The organism is Pseudoblastomonas marina (assembly GCF_014641655.1).
Lineage (GTDB): Bacteria > Pseudomonadota > Alphaproteobacteria > Sphingomonadales > Sphingomonadaceae > Alteriqipengyuania_A > Alteriqipengyuania_A marina.
The window spans coordinates 1,214,999-1,231,335 of the sequence record NZ_BMID01000001.1; the positions used below are offsets into that span (position 1 = coordinate 1,214,999).

16 protein-coding genes are annotated in these 16,337 nt (G+C 65.6%); 6 read left to right on the forward strand and 10 right to left on the reverse strand.

The genetic code is table 11. From position 1 onward, the window contains the following. Window positions 1-93: 93 nt before the first annotated feature. The gene (locus tag IEW49_RS05895) at window positions 94-1,389 is read right to left on the reverse strand and encodes an SMP-30/gluconolactonase/LRE family protein (protein WP_188641810.1); all 1,296 of its coding nucleotides are present in this window, start codon (window positions 1,387-1,389) and stop codon (window positions 94-96) included. A 4-nt stretch (window positions 1,390-1,393) separates the two neighbouring features. Continuing rightward, window positions 1,394-2,815, reverse strand: coding sequence for a coniferyl aldehyde dehydrogenase (locus IEW49_RS05900; RefSeq protein WP_188641811.1), 1,422 nt, complete (start codon window positions 2,813-2,815; stop codon window positions 1,394-1,396). 173 nt (window positions 2,816-2,988) lie between these two features. Here IEW49_RS05900 and IEW49_RS05905 point away from each other — a divergent pair, with 173 nt between their 5' ends. Further along, the gene (locus tag IEW49_RS05905; protein ID WP_188641812.1) at window positions 2,989-4,185 is read left to right on the forward strand and encodes a thiolase family protein; all 1,197 of its coding nucleotides are present in this window, start codon (window positions 2,989-2,991) and stop codon (window positions 4,183-4,185) included. A 63-nt stretch (window positions 4,186-4,248) separates the two neighbouring features. Here the strand turns inward: IEW49_RS05905 and IEW49_RS05910 are convergent, their stop codons facing one another. Further along, entirely contained in the window at window positions 4,249-4,704 is a 456-nt protein-coding gene (locus IEW49_RS05910) for an SH3 domain-containing protein (protein WP_188641813.1), read from the reverse strand. 102 nt (window positions 4,705-4,806) lie between these two features. Here IEW49_RS05910 and IEW49_RS05915 point away from each other — a divergent pair, with 102 nt between their 5' ends. The 3 genes from IEW49_RS05915 to IEW49_RS05925 all read left to right on the forward strand — a co-directional run bounded on the left by IEW49_RS05915 (window position 4,807) and on the right by IEW49_RS05925 (window position 7,685). Then, on the forward strand, window positions 4,807-5,817 hold the full coding sequence (locus IEW49_RS05915) for a 2-hydroxyacid dehydrogenase (protein ID WP_188641814.1): 1,011 nt from the start codon (window positions 4,807-4,809) through the stop codon (window positions 5,815-5,817). Between the two features lie 85 nt (window positions 5,818-5,902). Next, a complete protein-coding gene (locus IEW49_RS05920; RefSeq protein ID WP_188641815.1) occupies window positions 5,903-7,204 on the forward strand; it encodes an ammonium transporter in 1,302 nt (433 codons plus the stop codon). A gap of 52 nt (window positions 7,205-7,256) precedes the next feature. Continuing rightward, window positions 7,257-7,685: a nuclear transport factor 2 family protein gene (locus tag IEW49_RS05925; RefSeq protein ID WP_188641816.1), complete on the forward strand. Its 429-nt coding sequence runs from the start codon at window positions 7,257-7,259 to the stop codon at window positions 7,683-7,685. Here IEW49_RS05925 and IEW49_RS05930 read toward each other — a convergent pair. The 4 genes from IEW49_RS05930 to prfB are packed head-to-tail and all read right to left on the reverse strand — an operon-like array spanning window position 7,682 to window position 11,478. Continuing rightward, window positions 7,682-8,137 carry a GNAT family N-acetyltransferase gene (locus tag IEW49_RS05930; RefSeq protein WP_229658098.1) on the reverse strand — a complete coding sequence of 152 codons (456 nt, stop codon included), beginning with the start codon at window positions 8,135-8,137 and terminating at the stop codon, window positions 7,682-7,684. The genes IEW49_RS05925 and IEW49_RS05930 overlap by 4 nt on opposite strands. Before the next feature lies 1 nt (window position 8,138). After that, window positions 8,139-9,545 carry an NAD(P)H-dependent flavin oxidoreductase gene (locus IEW49_RS05935; protein WP_188641817.1) on the reverse strand — a complete coding sequence of 469 codons (1,407 nt, stop codon included), beginning with the start codon at window positions 9,543-9,545 and terminating at the stop codon, window positions 8,139-8,141. 3 nt (window positions 9,546-9,548) lie between these two features. Beyond that, window positions 9,549-10,307 (reverse strand): class I SAM-dependent methyltransferase, encoded by a 759-nt coding sequence (locus IEW49_RS05940; protein ID WP_188641818.1) that lies wholly within the window; start codon window positions 10,305-10,307, stop codon window positions 9,549-9,551. 43 nt (window positions 10,308-10,350) lie between these two features. Continuing rightward, window positions 10,351-11,478 carry a peptide chain release factor 2 gene (gene prfB / locus IEW49_RS05945; protein ID WP_188641819.1) on the reverse strand — a complete coding sequence of 376 codons (1,128 nt, stop codon included), beginning with the start codon at window positions 11,476-11,478 and terminating at the stop codon, window positions 10,351-10,353. Window positions 11,479-11,636: 158 nt separating this feature from the next. Here prfB and IEW49_RS05950 point away from each other — a divergent pair, with 158 nt between their 5' ends. Then, window positions 11,637-12,617: an NAD(P)H-dependent flavin oxidoreductase gene (locus IEW49_RS05950; protein ID WP_188641820.1), complete on the forward strand. Its 981-nt coding sequence runs from the start codon at window positions 11,637-11,639 to the stop codon at window positions 12,615-12,617. A gap of 3 nt (window positions 12,618-12,620) precedes the next feature. Here IEW49_RS05950 and IEW49_RS05955 read toward each other — a convergent pair whose 3' ends face one another. The 3 genes from IEW49_RS05955 to IEW49_RS05965 form a co-directional block, all read right to left on the reverse strand. Continuing rightward, window positions 12,621-13,160, reverse strand: a complete 540-nt coding sequence (locus IEW49_RS05955) for an AHH domain-containing protein (protein WP_229658099.1) — start codon at window positions 13,158-13,160, stop codon at window positions 12,621-12,623. Further along, window positions 13,153-13,893 (reverse strand): hypothetical protein, encoded by a 741-nt coding sequence (locus IEW49_RS05960; protein WP_188641822.1) that lies wholly within the window; start codon window positions 13,891-13,893, stop codon window positions 13,153-13,155. Before IEW49_RS05960 ends, IEW49_RS05955 begins: the two co-directional genes overlap by 8 nt. A 117-nt stretch (window positions 13,894-14,010) precedes the next feature. Continuing rightward, the gene (locus tag IEW49_RS05965) at window positions 14,011-14,484 is read right to left on the reverse strand and encodes a flavodoxin family protein (protein WP_188641823.1); all 474 of its coding nucleotides are present in this window, start codon (window positions 14,482-14,484) and stop codon (window positions 14,011-14,013) included. Window positions 14,485-14,561: 77 nt separating this feature from the next. On the opposite strand from IEW49_RS05965, the gene recJ reads away from it, so the two are divergent. Continuing rightward, entirely contained in the window at window positions 14,562-16,334 is a 1,773-nt protein-coding gene (gene recJ, locus IEW49_RS05970; RefSeq protein WP_188641824.1) for a single-stranded-DNA-specific exonuclease RecJ, read from the forward strand. Window positions 16,335-16,337 lie beyond the last annotated feature (3 nt).

Genomic DNA, 16,337 nt, shown 5'->3' on the forward strand with positions numbered 1-16,337 from the left:
ACGATTCCGTGAGGGTTTCGGATGTGGCCCCGCCTCTAGAGGTCCGCATGCCGTGGTGCAAGGGGCCGGAGCCCGGGATTTAGCCCGATTTCCTCAGTCGGTTGGGGACGGCAGCGGCAACCGTCGAATGTGCGTCGGCAAGGGTGGTGCGTCGGTCCTTGCCATTCCGCCCTCCCCGAACCGCGACCATTGCCCATTGCCGATATAATAGAAGGCGCGCCCGAGAATCGTTCCGCCCAGCGGTTCGATCCAATCGGGATGCGCCTGTTCGAGGATCGCGACGTCAGTCACCTGAGTGTAATTCCGATCGAAAGTCAGCGAGACGATGCGTTGCGGCGAGAAGCCGTTCTGGATTCCTACGATCTTGCCGTCGATCAGCCATAAACCGTCGAATCCGTCGAGCGCGACCGGCACCGTGGCGGCGATCCTCCGTACCGATCCGCTTCGGACATCGATGCGCGCCAACCCATAGCGATAGTCGCTCACGATCACTTGGCGGCCACCGGGCAGAGGCACGAGCCCCTGCGGCGAGCGCAAGGTTCCCGGTTCGACCAGCATGCGCAGTTCCGCATCATCCGTCCCCGCCGTGTAGACCGCGCCCGAGAGCGGGTCCGAAGCATAGAGCGGGCCTTTACCCGACAGGGCGATGTCGCTCGGCGTTGCTCCTTCCGGCGCGGCAATACGGTGGACGACGGTGCCATCGGCGACCGAATAGGCGATCAGTCCGCGAAATGCGGTGTCGGGTGCAGGCGTGACGTCGTAGGCGCCCGACGCGAACCACAATGTCGGCGCGATGTTGGCGCGGACGCTGCCGGCGAGACTGCCGGCCCCGGCAATGTCGTGACGCCGCCAGTTCCATTGCCCTGACGTCTCGGTACCATGATAGATCGCGCGATCGACGATGCTCGACACCACCCAGCCACCCAAGACCGGATCCTGGACGACATCCTCGATCAGGCGCGCTCCTGCGGGGACGGTTGCGACCACGCTGCTGTCGGCGATCGTTTCCGGTTGTCGACCAATCCGCCCATTCAGCTGCGGATCGAAATCTTCAAAAAAAGCGATCAGCGTCGCCTGACCTGCCTCGGTGAAGGCGTAACCGCGGTCGAGCAGCCATCCGACCTGTTCGGCCGCCTTCGCTTTGTCGCCTTCGCGGATATAGGCGGTGCCGAGGCGCAGGCGCACCGAAGAGCTGTCGGGAAAATCGCGCGCCAGCTGCTCGAGCCCGCCGATGTCCTGAATCTGGCCGGTCGACATATCGACCTTGCGCCATGTTGCAGGCTGGACCTGTCCGGGCCCTACGGCCGCGGCGCCGACCGCCGATCCCAGAGCCGCCAGCGCGCAGCCACCCAAGAGCAGTGGCGCGACCAGCAGCGCAATCAGTTTCAACCAATCAGAGCTGGCGCTTGATCGCCTTGTCGGTCTTTTCGCCATAGGGCGGTTTGAGCCCTGCCAGGCCCGCCACGTCAACCTTCGTCTGATGGTAGACCGCGCGTGCGTGGCTGAATTCCTTGAACCCCTCGGGTCCATGATACGAGCCGATCCCCGAGGGTCCGACGCCACCGAAGGGCAGGTCGTCCATCGAGACGTGGAAGACAACGTCGTTGACGGTCACGCCGCCCGAGATCGTGCGACCCAAGACATGCTCGCGCTCGCCTTCGTCGCTGCCGAAATAATACAGGCCGAGCGGACGGTCGTTGGCATTGATGTAATCGACCGCCTCGTCGACCTCGCGATAGGTCTTCACCGGCAGGACGGGGCCGAAGATTTCCTCCTGCATCGCCTGCATCTCGTCGGTCACGCCGGTGAGCATGGTCAGCGGCATCTTGCGCGCATTGGTGTTCGAGAAGTCCTCCCCGGCGGGATTGACCTCGATCACCTCGGCACCCTTTTCTCGGGCATCGGCGACCATGCCCTGCAACCGGTCGAAATGCCGGTCGGTCACGACCGAGGCGTAATCGTCATTGTCGAGCAGGGTCGGGTACATCGCGCTCGCGGCCTTTCGGACCCCGTCGATCGCCTCGTCCTGGCGGTCCTCGGGGACGTACATGTAGTCGGGCGCGAGGCATATCTGCCCGGCATTCATCATCTTGCCCATCGCGATCCGCTCGCCCGCCTTTGCGAAATCGGCACTGCGGCCGAGCACGACCGGAGACTTGCCGCCGAGTTCGAGCGTGACGGGGACGAGGTTTTCGGCCGCCGCCTGCATCACCTTGCGCCCGGTCTCGGTGGACCCGGTGAAGACGAGGTGATCGAATGGGAGCGAGGAGAAGGCGAGCGCCGTCTCGGGCCCGCCGGTCACCACGACCAATTCCTCGGGCGCGAAATACTCCTCGACCAGCTGGCGCATCGCCTCGCTCGTCGTCTCGGTGAATTCGCTCGGCTTGATCATCGACCGATTGCCCGCGGCGAACACCTGGACGAGCGGCCCGAAGCTGAGATTGACCGGGAAATTCCACGGGCTGAGGATGCCGACGACGCCTTTCGGCTCGTAGCGAACCTCCCCCTTCGATCCCATGAGGTTGAGTGGAAACTGGATGTGACGCTTGTCCGCCTTGGCCCACTTGTCGAGGTTCTTGAGGCAGTATTTGGCGAAGTTCACGGTGCCGACGATATCGGTGATCATCGATTGCTGCGGCGAGCGGTTGCCGAAATCCTCGCTCATCGCGTCGCACAGGACTTGCGAATGATCGGTCAGCAGCGCGATGACGCGCTTGATCCGGTCGCGCCGCAGCGCCAGCGGCTCGGGTCGGGAGGCGGTGAAGGCCGCACGCTGGGTGTCGAGGATCGCCTGCAGTTCGGCCTTGTCCGCCATCGTTGTTCTCCCGGAAATTTACGTTTCGTCTTGCTACGTATGTCGGGCAATCGTTGTTCCGAGGCAAGCGCGTCATATATCGGACCCGAACGGCGCGCCGATTTGCCAATGCCGCAATGCAGCATTAGACCGCGCGCCAAACACAGTTCCACCAATCGAGAGGCACCCTCCCCATGGCCCAGTTTTCCGAGCAAGATCCCGTCGTCATCCTGTCCTACGCCCGTACGCCGATGGGCGGCATGCAGGGCGCGCTGGCCGACGTTTCGGCGACCGAGCTCGGCGCCACGGCAGTCAAGGCCGCGGTCGAGCGCGCCGGGGTCGACGGCGAGAATGTCGACCGCATCTACATGGGCTGCGTGCTGCCTGCCGGCCTCGGCCAGGCGCCCGCGCGCCAGGCCGCGATCAAGGCGGGTCTGCCCAAGTCGGTCCAGGCGACCACGGTCAACAAGGTCTGCGGTTCGGGCATGCAGACGGTCATCATGGCCGCCGAAGCGCTCGCCGGCGGGACGATGGATTATGCCATCGCAGGCGGCATGGAGAGCATGACCAATGCGCCCTATTTGCTCAAGAAGCATCGCTCGGGCGCGCGGCTCGGCCACGATACCGCCTACGACCACATGTTCCTCGACGGGCTCGAAGATGCCTACGAGGAAGGCCGTGCGATGGGAACTTTCGCGCAGGACACCGCCGACGAATACCAGATGACCCGCGAGGAAATGGACGACTACTCGATCGAATCGCTGCGCCGGGCCAATGCCGCAATCGAAAGCGGCGCGTTCGACGGAGAAGTCGTCCCCGTCACCTTCTCCACCCGCAAGGGCGACGTGACGGTGGACAAGGACGAGCAGCCCGGCCGTGGCCGCCCGGACAAGATCCCGAGCCTGCGCCCCGCCTTCGCCAAGGACGGTACGATCACCGCCGCGACTTCGAGCTCGATCTCGGACGGTGCCGCGGCGCTGGTGCTGACCCGCGACTCGCTTGCGAAGGAAAGCGGTGCGAAACCGGTCGCCAAGATCGTCGGCATGGCCGCGCATGCACAGGAACCGTCGAAGTTCACCACCGCCCCGATCGGTGCGATCGAGAAGGTCCTCGCCAATGCCGGGTGGGACAAGGACGATGTCGACCTGTGGGAAGTGAACGAAGCGTTCGCCTGCGTCGCGATGTTCGCGATGCGCGACATCGGCATCCCGCACGACAAGATCAACGTGAACGGCGGTGGCACCGCGCTGGGCCACCCGATCGGCGCCAGCGGCGCGCGGATCATCGTCACCCTGCTCCACGCCTTGAAGGAACAGGGCAAGAAGCGCGGCGTCGCCTCGCTCTGCATCGGGGGCGGCGAAGCCACCGCGGTCGCGGTCGAGATGCTCTGAGGTTTCCGAGAACAATCGGAAATCACGTGAAAGGGCGGCCCGCGGGTCGCCCTTTTTCGTCCGTCAGGGGGGGCCTTCGCCCCAGATGCTCTCGCCGGCGATCCAACCCCGCCTGTCGCCGATCGCGAATTCGCACCAGCCATTCGCGCATTCGCCGAGCCTGCCGATCACACCCGGCTGCGCGCGCCACAGTAGTTTGGCACTCGGCGATCCCTCTGCGCGAATCTCGGCAAGCCCCTCGACCGTGACGGTGGCAGTGCGATCGCGGCTGAGAAAGCGCGCGAGCATCCACCCCCGCGCCCCGTCCTGGTCCTCGACCAGGCGCCAACCGCCCGATTTGCGCACCACCCTCAGCGGCAGGTCGCGCCGGACATAGACCCAGTCGATCGGATAGGACCGATCGGGCCCGACCCGCATGTTCGCGCGGTCGACCTTGAGCGAGACCCAATAGGGGGGCTCGGCATCCTGCGCCGCGCTCGGCCACGCCAGCAGCAATCCGGCCAAGGCCATAAAAATCATGGGGAAACGTACGATCGACATCGGCATTGCGAATAAATTGTTCGTCGCTGCGAAACAAGCGGTGCTTGATTAGCGCGACCACGCGGGCCAAGCCTTTCGTGTATGAGCGAAGAGCAAGTCGACCGCCGTATCGAAGGAACCCCGCGCGTCCGGGTCACCCGCAGGCTCATGCCGCATGTCGAACAGCGGATGGGCGAATTGTTCGACGTCGCACTCAATCGCGACGATTCGCCGCTCGATCGCGACGCCCTGGGGGCGGCGATGCGCGAATGCGACGTGCTGGTCCCGACCGTGACCGACCGGATCGACGCCGACCTTATCGAGAGCGCGGGCGAGGATTTGCGGCTGATTGCCAATTTCGGTGCCGGGGTCGAACATATCGACCTCGCCGCGGCGCGGAAACGCGGGATCATGGTGACCAACACGCCCGGCGTTTTCACCGACGACACGGCCGACCTTACGATGGGGCTGATTATCGGCGTGCCGCGCCGCATGCGCGAAGGCGTCGAACTCGTGCGGAGTGGGGAATGGACCGGCTGGGCACCGTGCTCGATGCTGGGTTTCGGCCTGCGCGGCAAATGCCTTGCGATCGTCGGGATGGGAAGGATCGGACAGGCGGTCGCGCACCGCGCACGCGCCTTCGGGCTCGAAATCGCCTATCACAACCGCAAGCGCCTCCCCGAAGCGCTCGAGAACATGCTCGGTGCGACCTATGTCGACAATCTCGACGACCTGATGCGCTGCGCCGACATCCTCTCGCTCCACGCGCCAGGCGGGGAGGAAACGCATCACTTGATCGATGCACGGCGGATCGGATTGATGAAACCGGGCTCCTGCCTGATCAACACCGCACGCGGCGACCTTGTCGACCAGGATGCACTGATCGAAGCGCTCGAAGATGGACGCCTCGGCGGCGCCGGGCTCGACGTCTATCCCGAGGAGCCGAAGATCGACCCCCGGCTGCTCAAGGTCCCCAACGTCCTCACCCTGCCCCATCTTGCCAGTGCCACCGTCGAGGGCCGCGAGGCCTCGGGCGAGAAGGTTATCGCCAATATCCGAATTTGGGCCGACGGACATCGTCCGCCCGACCAGGTGCTCGAAGGTTGGGTATAAGCAAGATTATTGCGCGGCTTTGCCCTTGCCGCAGTGCAGCATTGCGCGTTAGCTAGTCGAAACATTTCGGATCGACGGGGGAAATATGCGTTACCTGACGGCTGCACTGGCAATGGGGGCCGCTCTCCTGCCGCAGGTGGCAATCGCGCAACCCGTTACCGCGATCACCGTCGATGTGGCCGATAGCGGTGATACCGCCTGGATCCTGACCGCATCCGCGCTCGTGCTGATGATGGCGATCCCCGGTCTCGCGCTGTTCTATGGCGGACTCGTGCGCGTGAAGAACGCGATGTCGGTCTACCTGCAGGTCGGCGCGATCGTCGCGATCTGCTCGCTGCTGTGGGTCGTGGTCGGATACACGTTGGCCTTCGGCGAGGTCGGCAGCGGCTGGATCGGCGACGGCAGTCGCTGGATGATGATCCGCCTCGATGCCTGGCGCGCCGACACGACGATCCCCGAGAGCTCGTTCGCCCTGTTCCAGATGACCTTCTTCGCGATCACCCCCGCGCTGATGGCCGGGGCCTGGGTGGAACGCGCCCGCTTCGGCTGGGTGGTTGCGTTCTGCGCCCTTTGGAGCCTGATCGTCTATGCCCCGGTCGCGCACTGGATCTGGGGCGGAGGCTGGTTGTCCGACCTCGGCGTCTACGATTTTGCAGGCGGTCTGGTCGTCCATACGACCGCGGGGATTTCGGCGCTGGTCGTCGCGCTGCTGCTCGGGCGCCGCAACGGTTTCCCGGCCAAGCCGATGCTGCCGCACAGCCCGACGCTGGTCATGATCGGCGCGGCATTGCTGTGGGTCGGCTGGTTCGGCTTCAACGGCGGCTCCGCCCTCACCGCGACCGACGATGCCTCGACCGCGATCATCAACACCCACGCCGCCGCAGCAACCGCCGCGCTGATGTGGATCGCGATCGAGAAGGTATCGTTCGGCAAATCGACCGGGATCGGCTTCGCCACCGGTGCGATTGCCGGGCTCGCGACGATCACGCCCGCCGCAGGCGCGGTCGCGCCGGGCGCGGCGATCATCTTCGGCTTGCTCGCCGCCCCGGTCTGCTACTTCGCCATCCGCCTCATCAAGCACCGTTTCCACATCGACGATTCGCTCGACGTCTTCGCGGTCCATGGCGTCGGCGGGATGCTCGGCACGCTGTTGTTCGCCGTGTTCGGCCTCGCCGCGTTCGGCGGCACCACCGAAGGTGTCACCTTCGGCGACCAGTTCATCGCGCAACTGGCCGGCATTGCGGTCGTCGGCGGCTATTCGGCGGTGGCGACCGCATTGATCGCGCTGGCCGTCTCGCTGTTCCTGCCGATGCGCGTCGGCGAAGAGAGCGAGCGCCACGGGCTCGACAGTGCCTCCCATGGCGAACACGCCTTCAAGCTCGACTGATCCGGCGCTCCACGCTTGCACCGCGCGCCCCATCCGCTAGGTGGCTGAGCCCATGGACCAGTTCGCCGCCAAGATCGAAACGCTCGAGCACCAGCTGATGCGCGCCTGGATGGTGCGCGACCGCAAGGCGATGCGCGGCATGATGTCGCGCGACTTCATCTTTCACCTCGGCGGTAGCCGCGGCGCGATCCTCGATCGCCCGAGTTGGCTCGACGCCTCGTCCGGACGGTTCAAGCTTGAAGCCTATCGTTTCGGCGAGATTTACGCGCGCAAACTCGGCAAAACGGCGGTGTTCGTGACCCCCGTCCAATTCGAGATGAAGATGGGCGCGCGCGAATGGACGGGCGCGTTCGGGCTGACCGATATCTGGCAGAAATCGCGCCTTCGCAGGAACTGGCAGCTCGTCGAACGGGTGATCGCACGGCCCGAGAGCGACGAGGACATGGCCGCCGCGATCCGCGATTTGCAGCTCTGGCGCTAGAGCCTCTTCTCGTAGAAAATATTGAAATGGCTCGCGCGATAGGCACCGAACGGTCCGCGTCGTTCGAAGCCATTGCGGGCATAGAGCCTGTTGGCGGGCGCGAATGTTTCGCCGGTTCCGGTCTCCAGGAACAGCGCATGATATCCGCGTTCGCGGGCGACACCCTCGATATGGTCGAGCATCGCCTGCCCGATCCCGCGCCCCATCGCCGATTTGGTCGTCCGCATCGACTTGACCTCACCGGTCCCGGCATCGAGCGCCATCAAGGCACCGACGGCCAAGAGCTCACCCCCGTCCCGCGCGGCAAAGACGGTCACTTCGGGGCGGTCAAGCCCGGCGAGGTCGAGCGCAAAGGACGTTCCCGCCGGGGAACTTTCGGACATCTGCCGCTGGTGGTCCGAAATCAGGGCGCGGACGTCGTCGTCGACAAGGTCCGCGACGCCGATTTCCACGTCAGTCCCCGGTGAGGATACGCTCGACCAGTTCCTTCACCGTCGGGGTGAAATTGTTCGAATAGAACGGGTCCTGCTTGAAACGGTAGGCCGCGTGGCCGGCGAAGGCGAGGTTCTCGTCCGGATCGCCGCCATGCGCGATATCCTGCAAGGTCTTCTGGATACAGAAGCTGCGCGGATCGGCGAGGCGGCCGGTGGTGTGGTCGTCATGATCCTTCCAGCTCGAGAACTGGCAGTGCGAGAGGCAGCCCATGCAACCCTGCTGGTCGGCGCGGATCTGTTCGGCGCTTTCGGGGGTCACGAACACGACGGTGTTGTCGGGCGTCTTGAGCGCCTCGGTGAAGCCCTCGTGCATCCACGCCTGCGCCTTGCGCTGGTCGCCGGGATGGACGAAGAAATATTTCGCCTTGCCGTGATCGGCGAGCGGGATCGTCCCCTCTTCCTCGTCGCGCTTGAAGATCGGGATCTGGCGCTCCGAGCGATGCATCAGGTCGTAGAGGAACGGCGTCTTGACCGCGGAGGAATAGAAGCCGGTGGGCGAGAACTTGTGGAGCAGCACGTCGCCCGGCTCGACCGTGCGCAGCATGTCCTTCCACACGTTCGGGATCGGGCTTTCCTTGGTCAGTAGCGGCCGCGTGCCGAACTGGAAGGCGATCTTGCCGAGCTCGGGATTGTCGATCCACTCTTCCCATTCGCGCAGGAACCACACGCCGCCCGCCATCACGATCGCCGTGTCCTCGGAAACGCCTTCGGCGCGCATCGTCTCGCGCAGCGCCTTGACCCGCGGATAGGGATCTTCGGGCTTGGTCGGGTCCTCCGCGTTCGACAGGCCGTTATGCCCGCCGGCCAGCCACGGATCCTCGTAGACCACAGCCGCCATCAGGTCGGGGACCTTGGAATAGCTGCGCTTCCACAGCGCGCGGAAAGCGCGCGCCGAGCTGATGATCGGGAGGTAGTGGACGTTGAACCGCTGGGCGATCTCGGCGAGCTTGTAGGGCATGCCCGCGCCGCAGGTGACCCCGGTGATCATGCCCTTGCAGTTTTCGAGCACGCCTTCGAGCACGCGCTGCGCGCCGCCCATTTCCCAAAGCACGTTGATATTGATCGCGCCGCGACCGTCGGCGATCTCGTGCGCGCGCTTCACCTGTTCGGTCGCGCCGTCGATCGCGTAGCGGATCAGTTGCTCGAACCGTTCCTTGCGGGTGGCCTGTGGGTACACCTGCGGAATCGGATTGCCGTCCTCGTCATAGCTGTCGGCATTGACGGCGCTCACCGTCCCGATTCCGCCCGCGGCGGCCCAGGCGCCCGAGCTCATGTGATTGGTAGCGGAGACGCCCTTGCCGCCTTCGATCAGCGGCCAGACTTCGCGCCCGCCGTAATTGATGGGTTGGAGACCCTTGAATGCCATGTATCAGTTATCCTCTATCGTCACGCTTCCAAGCTTCGTCTTGGGCGGCGTGCACGGCTCGATCCCGGATGGCGCAGGCCGATCCCCCTCGAGCTCGAATTGTGCGTAGTAGCCCCTGATCTCGGGCTTTCTTATGAACTCGACAAGCCGATAGCCGACGCTGCGCATTTCGCAAAACAACAATGCGGGCGGCATGCCGTGGTTTTGGGGCGGACGGTCGCGATCGACCACGATCACCTGCCCGCCTTCCCGGAGCGCCGGGCGAAGTCGCCACAAGAACGCATAGGGCTCGCGGATCTCATGATACATGTGGACCATGAAGATCCGGTCGAAACTGTCCTTGGGCAGGCGCGGATCGTCTCCGCGGCCCAGGGTGAGCGAGACATTGTCGAGCCGTTCGCGCTCTACCCGCGTGCCGAGCCGGCGGAGAACGTCGCGATCGATGTCCTGCGCCAGCACCCGGCCGCGGCCGCCGACACGTTCGGCCAGGCGCACGGTGTAATAGCCCTCGCCCGCGCCGATATCGGCCACCGTCGTTCCGTCGCCGATATCGGCGAGGTCCATCACCAATTGCGCCTCGCCCAGCTCGTCGCGGCGAATTTCGGTGCCGGCCGAATTGCCCGTGACATCCGCAACCGGACGGTGCGCCCGCGGAAACTCGCGTGAACTCGCGGGCCGGTCGAGGTCTTCCTCGACACGTTCGCAACCCGCCAGCGCGAGGCCGGCGAGCAACCAAACGGCGAGATGTCTTGGGGGGCTCATAGCGTGCGTCTAGCTTGCAAACCCGACCGGGCGCAATGCAGCCCTACTCGACGTCCTCCACATCGACCTGTTCGCCGGTCACCTTCTGCGCCAGTGCCGCCGAGATGAACTGGTCGAGCGCGCCGTCGAGCACGTCGTCCGGCGAAGTCGAGGTAACGCCGGTGCGCAGGTCCTTGACCATCTGGTAGGGCTGAAGGACGTAGGAGCGGATCTGGTGGCCCCACCCGATATCGGTCTTGCTCTCGTACTCGGTCCCGGCGGCGGCCTCGCGTTCGGCCATTTCGCGTTCGAACAGGCGCGCCTTGAGCATGTTCATTGCGGTCGCGCGGTTCTTGTGCTGCGAACGGTCGTTCTGGCTGGCGACGACGATTCCGGTCGGCTGGTGGGTGATCCGGACCGCGGAATCGGTCGTGTTGACGTGCTGCCCGCCGGCACCGCTCGCGCGGTAGGTGTCGATCTTGAGGTCGCTCTCGTTGATCTCGACTTCGAAATCGTCGTCGATCACCGGGTAGACCCAGACCGAGCTGAACGAGGTGTGCCGCCGCGCCGAGCTGTCATAGGGGCTGATGCGGACGAGGCGGTGCACGCCACTCTCGGTCTTGGCGTAGCCATAGGCATTCTCGCCCTTGAGCAGCAGCGTCGCGCTCTTGATCCCGGCCTGGTCGCCGGCCTGGTATTCGACCGTCTCGACCTTGAACCCGCGGCGTTCGGCCCAGCGCGCATACATCCGCAGCAGCATCTCGGCCCAGTCCTGGCTTTCGGTACCGCCCGCGCCGGCGTGGATCTCGAGATAGGTGTCGTTGCCGTCGGCCTCGCCCGAAAGCAGCGCCTGGACCTTGTCGGCATCGGCGCGGTCGGCGAGCCTCTCGAGCGTGGCGAGACCTTCGCTGGCGACATCGTCGTCGCCCTCGGCCTCACCCATTTCGACGAATTCGATCGCGTCGTTTTTCTCGCTCTCGATCTCGCGCACGGTATTGACCGCGGTTTCTAGCCGCTTTTGCTCCTGCGTGATCGCCTGCGCCGCCTTGGGATCGTCCCACAGGGTCGGGTCCTGCACGCGCGCGTCGAGCTCGTCGAGACGGCGCAGCGCCTTCTCCCAGTCGAGCGATTTGCGCACCAGCGCCAGCGCGGCGTCGATCCGGTCGATATGGGCCTGCCCTTCGGCACGCATGTCAGGTCCTCCAAAGCTACCGCCCGCGCGCTTAGGACAGGCTCGCCGCTTTAGCTAGGGGTACACCGCCCTTTCCCGCGCAAAGGCGCTCGACACCGGAGCCGCGTCTCGCCTATGCGACGCGTTAACCGACCGATTAATTCCGGAGACCCCGACCCATGCCCATCCCCGCCCCGTTCGACCGCTTGCGCCTGCCGATCATCGGATCGCCGATGTTCATCGTTTCGGGGCCCGAGCTGGTGATCGCGCAATGCAAGGCGGGGATCGTAGGCAGCTTCCCCGCGCTCAACGCGCGCCCCTCGGGCATGCTCGACGAATGGATGCACCAGATCACCGAGGAACTCGCGGCGCATAATCGTGACAACCCGGATCGCCCCGCCGCTCCGTTCGCGGTCAACCAGATCGTCCACCGCACGAACGGCCGGCTAGAGGAGGATATGCAGGTCTGCGAGAAATGGCAGGTTCCGATGATCATTACTTCATTGGGCGCGCGCGAGGAATTGAACCAGGCGGTGCACAATTGGGGCGGGATCACGATGCACGACGTGATCAACAACCGCTTCGCCAACAAGGCGATCGAAAAGGGCGCCGACGGGCTGATCCCGGTCGCCGCGGGCGCCGGGGGCCATGCCGGCACGCAATCGCCCTTCGCCTTGATGCAGGAAATCCGCGAATGGTTCGATGGGCCGGTGGCGCTGTCGGGTTCGATCGCCAATGGCGCGGCGGTGCTCGGCGCACAGGCGCTGGGTGCCGATTTTGCCTATATCGGCTCGCCCTGGATCGCGACGGTCGAAGCCAATGCCGAGCAAGGCTACAAGGACGAGATCGTGAAGAGTGGCGCTGACGACATCGTTTACACCAACCTCTTCACCGGGGTGCACGGCAATTACCTCAAGGGCTCGATCGAGCAGGCCGGGCTCGATCCGAACGATCTTCCCCAAAGCGATCCGAGCAAGATGAATTTCGGCTCGGGCGGGAATTCGAAGGCCAAGGCATGGAAGGATATCTGGGGCTCGGGTCAGGGAGTCGGCGCGGTCAAGGCGGTCGATACCGTGGCCGAACGCGTCGACCGGCTCGAAGCAGAGTACCGCGCCGCCCATCAGCGCCTGCAGGCCGCGACCGCCCCCTTCGTCGACTGAGGATTAGTGCCGGGTCGCCGCCCACAGCAGCGCGGCCATCCGGTCGAGCTCGGTGAGATCGCGGCCCTCGCCCAGCGGGTCGCGCATATTGAGCCGCATCCGCCGCCCGGGAGCAACCAACTGGCGCCGCAGGCCGCGCTGGAGCAGGAGCAGTCGCATGCGGGAATGCTCGGCCTTGCTGCGCGAAGACTCGTCCGTCGCTCTGGCCCAGTCCCGCTCGATCTGCCCGACACGCTGCCAGACGACCTCCGAATAGCGCGGATGCGGGCCGCGATTGAGCGGCAGGCCGAGTTTCAGGACCTGCGGTTCGCGACAGGGCAGGAGCAAGCCGTTGGCGCGATAATCCTCGAACAGCAGGCGGCCGGGATCGACCGCCGCGAAGAATCGATCGAAAGTCCCTCGCGTCACGAGCGCCAGCGGGAGGAGGTGATGTTTCTGCATCGCCGGATCGTAGGCGGGCGAGCCGCGTCGATTGATCCGCGAGAACGGCAGGCATGGGCGTATTTCCCGATCCTTTGCACCGCTGGCCGATCGATCATTCACTCCATTCGACGACGACGAACCGGCCATTGGCGGAGGGCGCGAGCCGAATCGTGCGTCCGCCTTCTCCGGATAGTTCCAGCGGTGATTGGACCGCATCGCTTTCGACGAGTCGGTCGATCAACCGGGCCGCGAGCGCCCAGCCTTCTGATCCCGCCTCGGCGATCGCGGGATCGAGGCGCAATTCCTGCCCTGTGAAGAGCGCCAGGCCGTGACTGTGCAAGCCGCCATCGGGCGCGGAACGCAATCCGACCATCCCCAGTGCGGGAAACGGCCCGCCCGCCAGCCAGGCGTCGACCACGCGCCTGAAGTAGCCCGGTTCCATCGCGCTGCCGATCGGGCGCCACACGATCGCGAGCGGCGACTTGAAATCGACGATCCGGCGGACCAGCATCGCCCCTGCCCGGACCACCGGCATCGCATGCGCCATGTTCGCGATATCGGGGCCGGGGACGATTGTGAGCCCGGCGCGGTTGAAGATGGTGTCCGGTTCGACGTCGAAGCAGTGTTCGATCGCGGCGTGTTCTTCGCGATTCCAGACGCCGATTGCGGCGATATCGAACCCCAGTCCGCCGACCATGCATTCGATCGTGGGGTATCCCGATGCCGGATTGACGAGCCGTTGGCAGGAAAGTGCGGGCATTCGGCTCTCATCGTCGCCGACCGCATTGAATGCGGCTTGCAGGCGTTCGAGCCTCGGCACCGAGCCGGAGGGATACAGCACTTCCCATGCCATGCCGGTACGCACTTTCCCCCTTGCAAGCCGTCTTCCGCGATCAGAACAGGTTTCTGGCGTCGTGGCGCCCGCGCGTCGAGTCCTAGATCGCTGACCGGTCCGAAATGGATGTGAAACTCAGAAAATACCGAGTTCGAGTCCCTCCGCGAGCGCTTCGCCCAACTCGTTCGCTTCGGCCAGTCGATCGGGCGGAACGGTCTTCTGCGCGAGGATCTCCTCGGGGGTCTGCGCATCCATGTTGACGATCACCGGCGAGGCGGCACGCTTGAGCCGCCAGCCCTTCGCGATCCGGTCGATCTGTGCCTGCGCGCCGCTGCCGTCGGACCCTGCCGCGATGAGCGTGGCGTAGGGACGCCCCTCGATCTTCCCGAGCACCGGGTAATAGCAGCGGTCGAACATTTCCTTCATCATGCCGCTCATCGTCGCGAGATTTTCCGGACAGGCGAAGAGATAGCCCTGCGCTTCGAGCAGGTCATCGGGCGAAACGTCCTCTGCGCACAGCAGCACCGCGCCGTCGCCCGCTCCATCCTTGGCGGCGCGGGCGAGCGCCTCGGCGGTTCCGGTGCGGCTGTGCCATATGATCGCGAGCATGCTGCCGGTCCTATCGCACAGGGGACAGCGGGGCCAAGGGTCTTTCGCCCGCACCCTGGGCGGGATAGCCTCGAACCATGACACTCGCGGCGCGCTCGATCACCGATCTCGGAACTTCGCTCACCGGCCAGCGCTGGACCTGGCGCGGGGGCGCGATGCAGGACATCGCCAGCGGCACCGACCTCGTCGCGCAGCTGCTGCTGGCGCGCGGGGTCACTCCCGAACACCTCGATCGCGAACGGAACCCGAGCCTGCGGTCGTTCCTGCCCGACCCGTCGATCTTCAAGGACATGGATGCCGCCGCCGAACGGCTCGCCCAAGCGGTCATCGCGCGCGAGGCGGTGACGATCTACGGCGATTACGACGTCGACGGCGCGACCAGCGCGGCACTGCTGATCCGGCTGATCCGCATGCTGGGGCACGATGCCGGTCACTACATTCCCGATCGCCTGCTCGAGGGCTACGGCCCTTCGGGCGATGCGCTGCTCAAGATCGCCGAGGGCGGTTCGAGCCTGATCGTGACCGTCGATTGCGGTGCGATGGCGCACGAGGCGCTCGGTGCGGCGCACGACGCCGGCGTCGACGTCATGGTGGTCGACCATCACAAATGCGCGCCCGATCTGCCGAAGACATTGGCGCTGGTGAACCCCAACCGCCTCGACGAGATCGAGGAAGCGGCCGCACACGGCCATCTCGCGGCGGTCGGCGTCGCCTTCCTGCTGGCGATCGCCACCGTGCGCACGCTGCGCGGGCGCGGCTATTTCGAGGATCGCAAGGAGCCCGACCTGCTCTCGCTGCTCGATCTGGTTGCGCTGGGCACGGTAGCCGACGTCGCCGCACTGCGCGGGCTCAACCGGGCGTTCGTCGCGCAGGGGCTCAAGGTCATGCGCCACCGCGCCAATACCGGCATGTCGGCGCTGCTCGATGCGAGCCGCCTGCAGCGCGCTCCCGTGTGCAGCGACCTCGGCTTCGCGCTCGGTCCGCGAATCAATGCCGGCGGCCGGGTCGGCGAATCGACGCTTGGCGTGCGGCTGCTGACGACCGAGGATCCCGACGAGGCCGCCGAGATCGCCAAACGCCTTTCCGAACTCAACGAGGATCGCCGCCAGATCGAGAGCGAGGTGCAGGAAGAGGCCGAGGCGCAGCTCGCCGGACAGGGCAATCGCGCGGTCCAGCTCCTCCACGGCGCCGGCTGGCATCCGGGCGTGATCGGGATCGTCGCCGGCCGGATCAAGGAAAAGACCGGTCGGCCCGCGATCGTGATCGCGCACGGCGCCGACGGCGAACCCGGGAAGGGTTCGGGACGATCGATCGCGGGCGTCGATTTGGGAGCGGCGATCATCGCCGCGCGCGAAGCCGGACTGCTGATCGCAGGCGGCGGACACGCAATGGCGGCGGGTCTCACGGTCGATGCCGACAAGATCGATGCCCTCGCCGACTTCCTTGATGATCGACTCGCGCGCGACGTCGGCGAGGCACAGGGCAATCGCGAGATGAAGCTCGACCTCGCGGTCGCACCGGGCGGGCTCACCCCCGAATTGGTCGATTCGATGGAAGAGGCGGGGCCCTACGGCATGGGCTGGCCGGGACCGCGCATCGCTGTCGGTCCGGTGCACGCGATCAAGTGCGACGTCGTCGGCAAGGACCACGTCCGTATGATCGTGCGCGGCGAGGACGGTGCCCGTTTCAAGGCGATCGCCTTCCGCGCGGCGGAGGGCGAAATGGGCCAGGCGCTGCTCAACAATCGTGGTTCGCGGCGGTTCTGGCTGGCCGGTCGACCCAAGGTCGACGACTGGTCGGGCCGCCGCGAAGCCGAGTTAATCGTCGAAGATGCGATTTGGGCCGATTGAAGG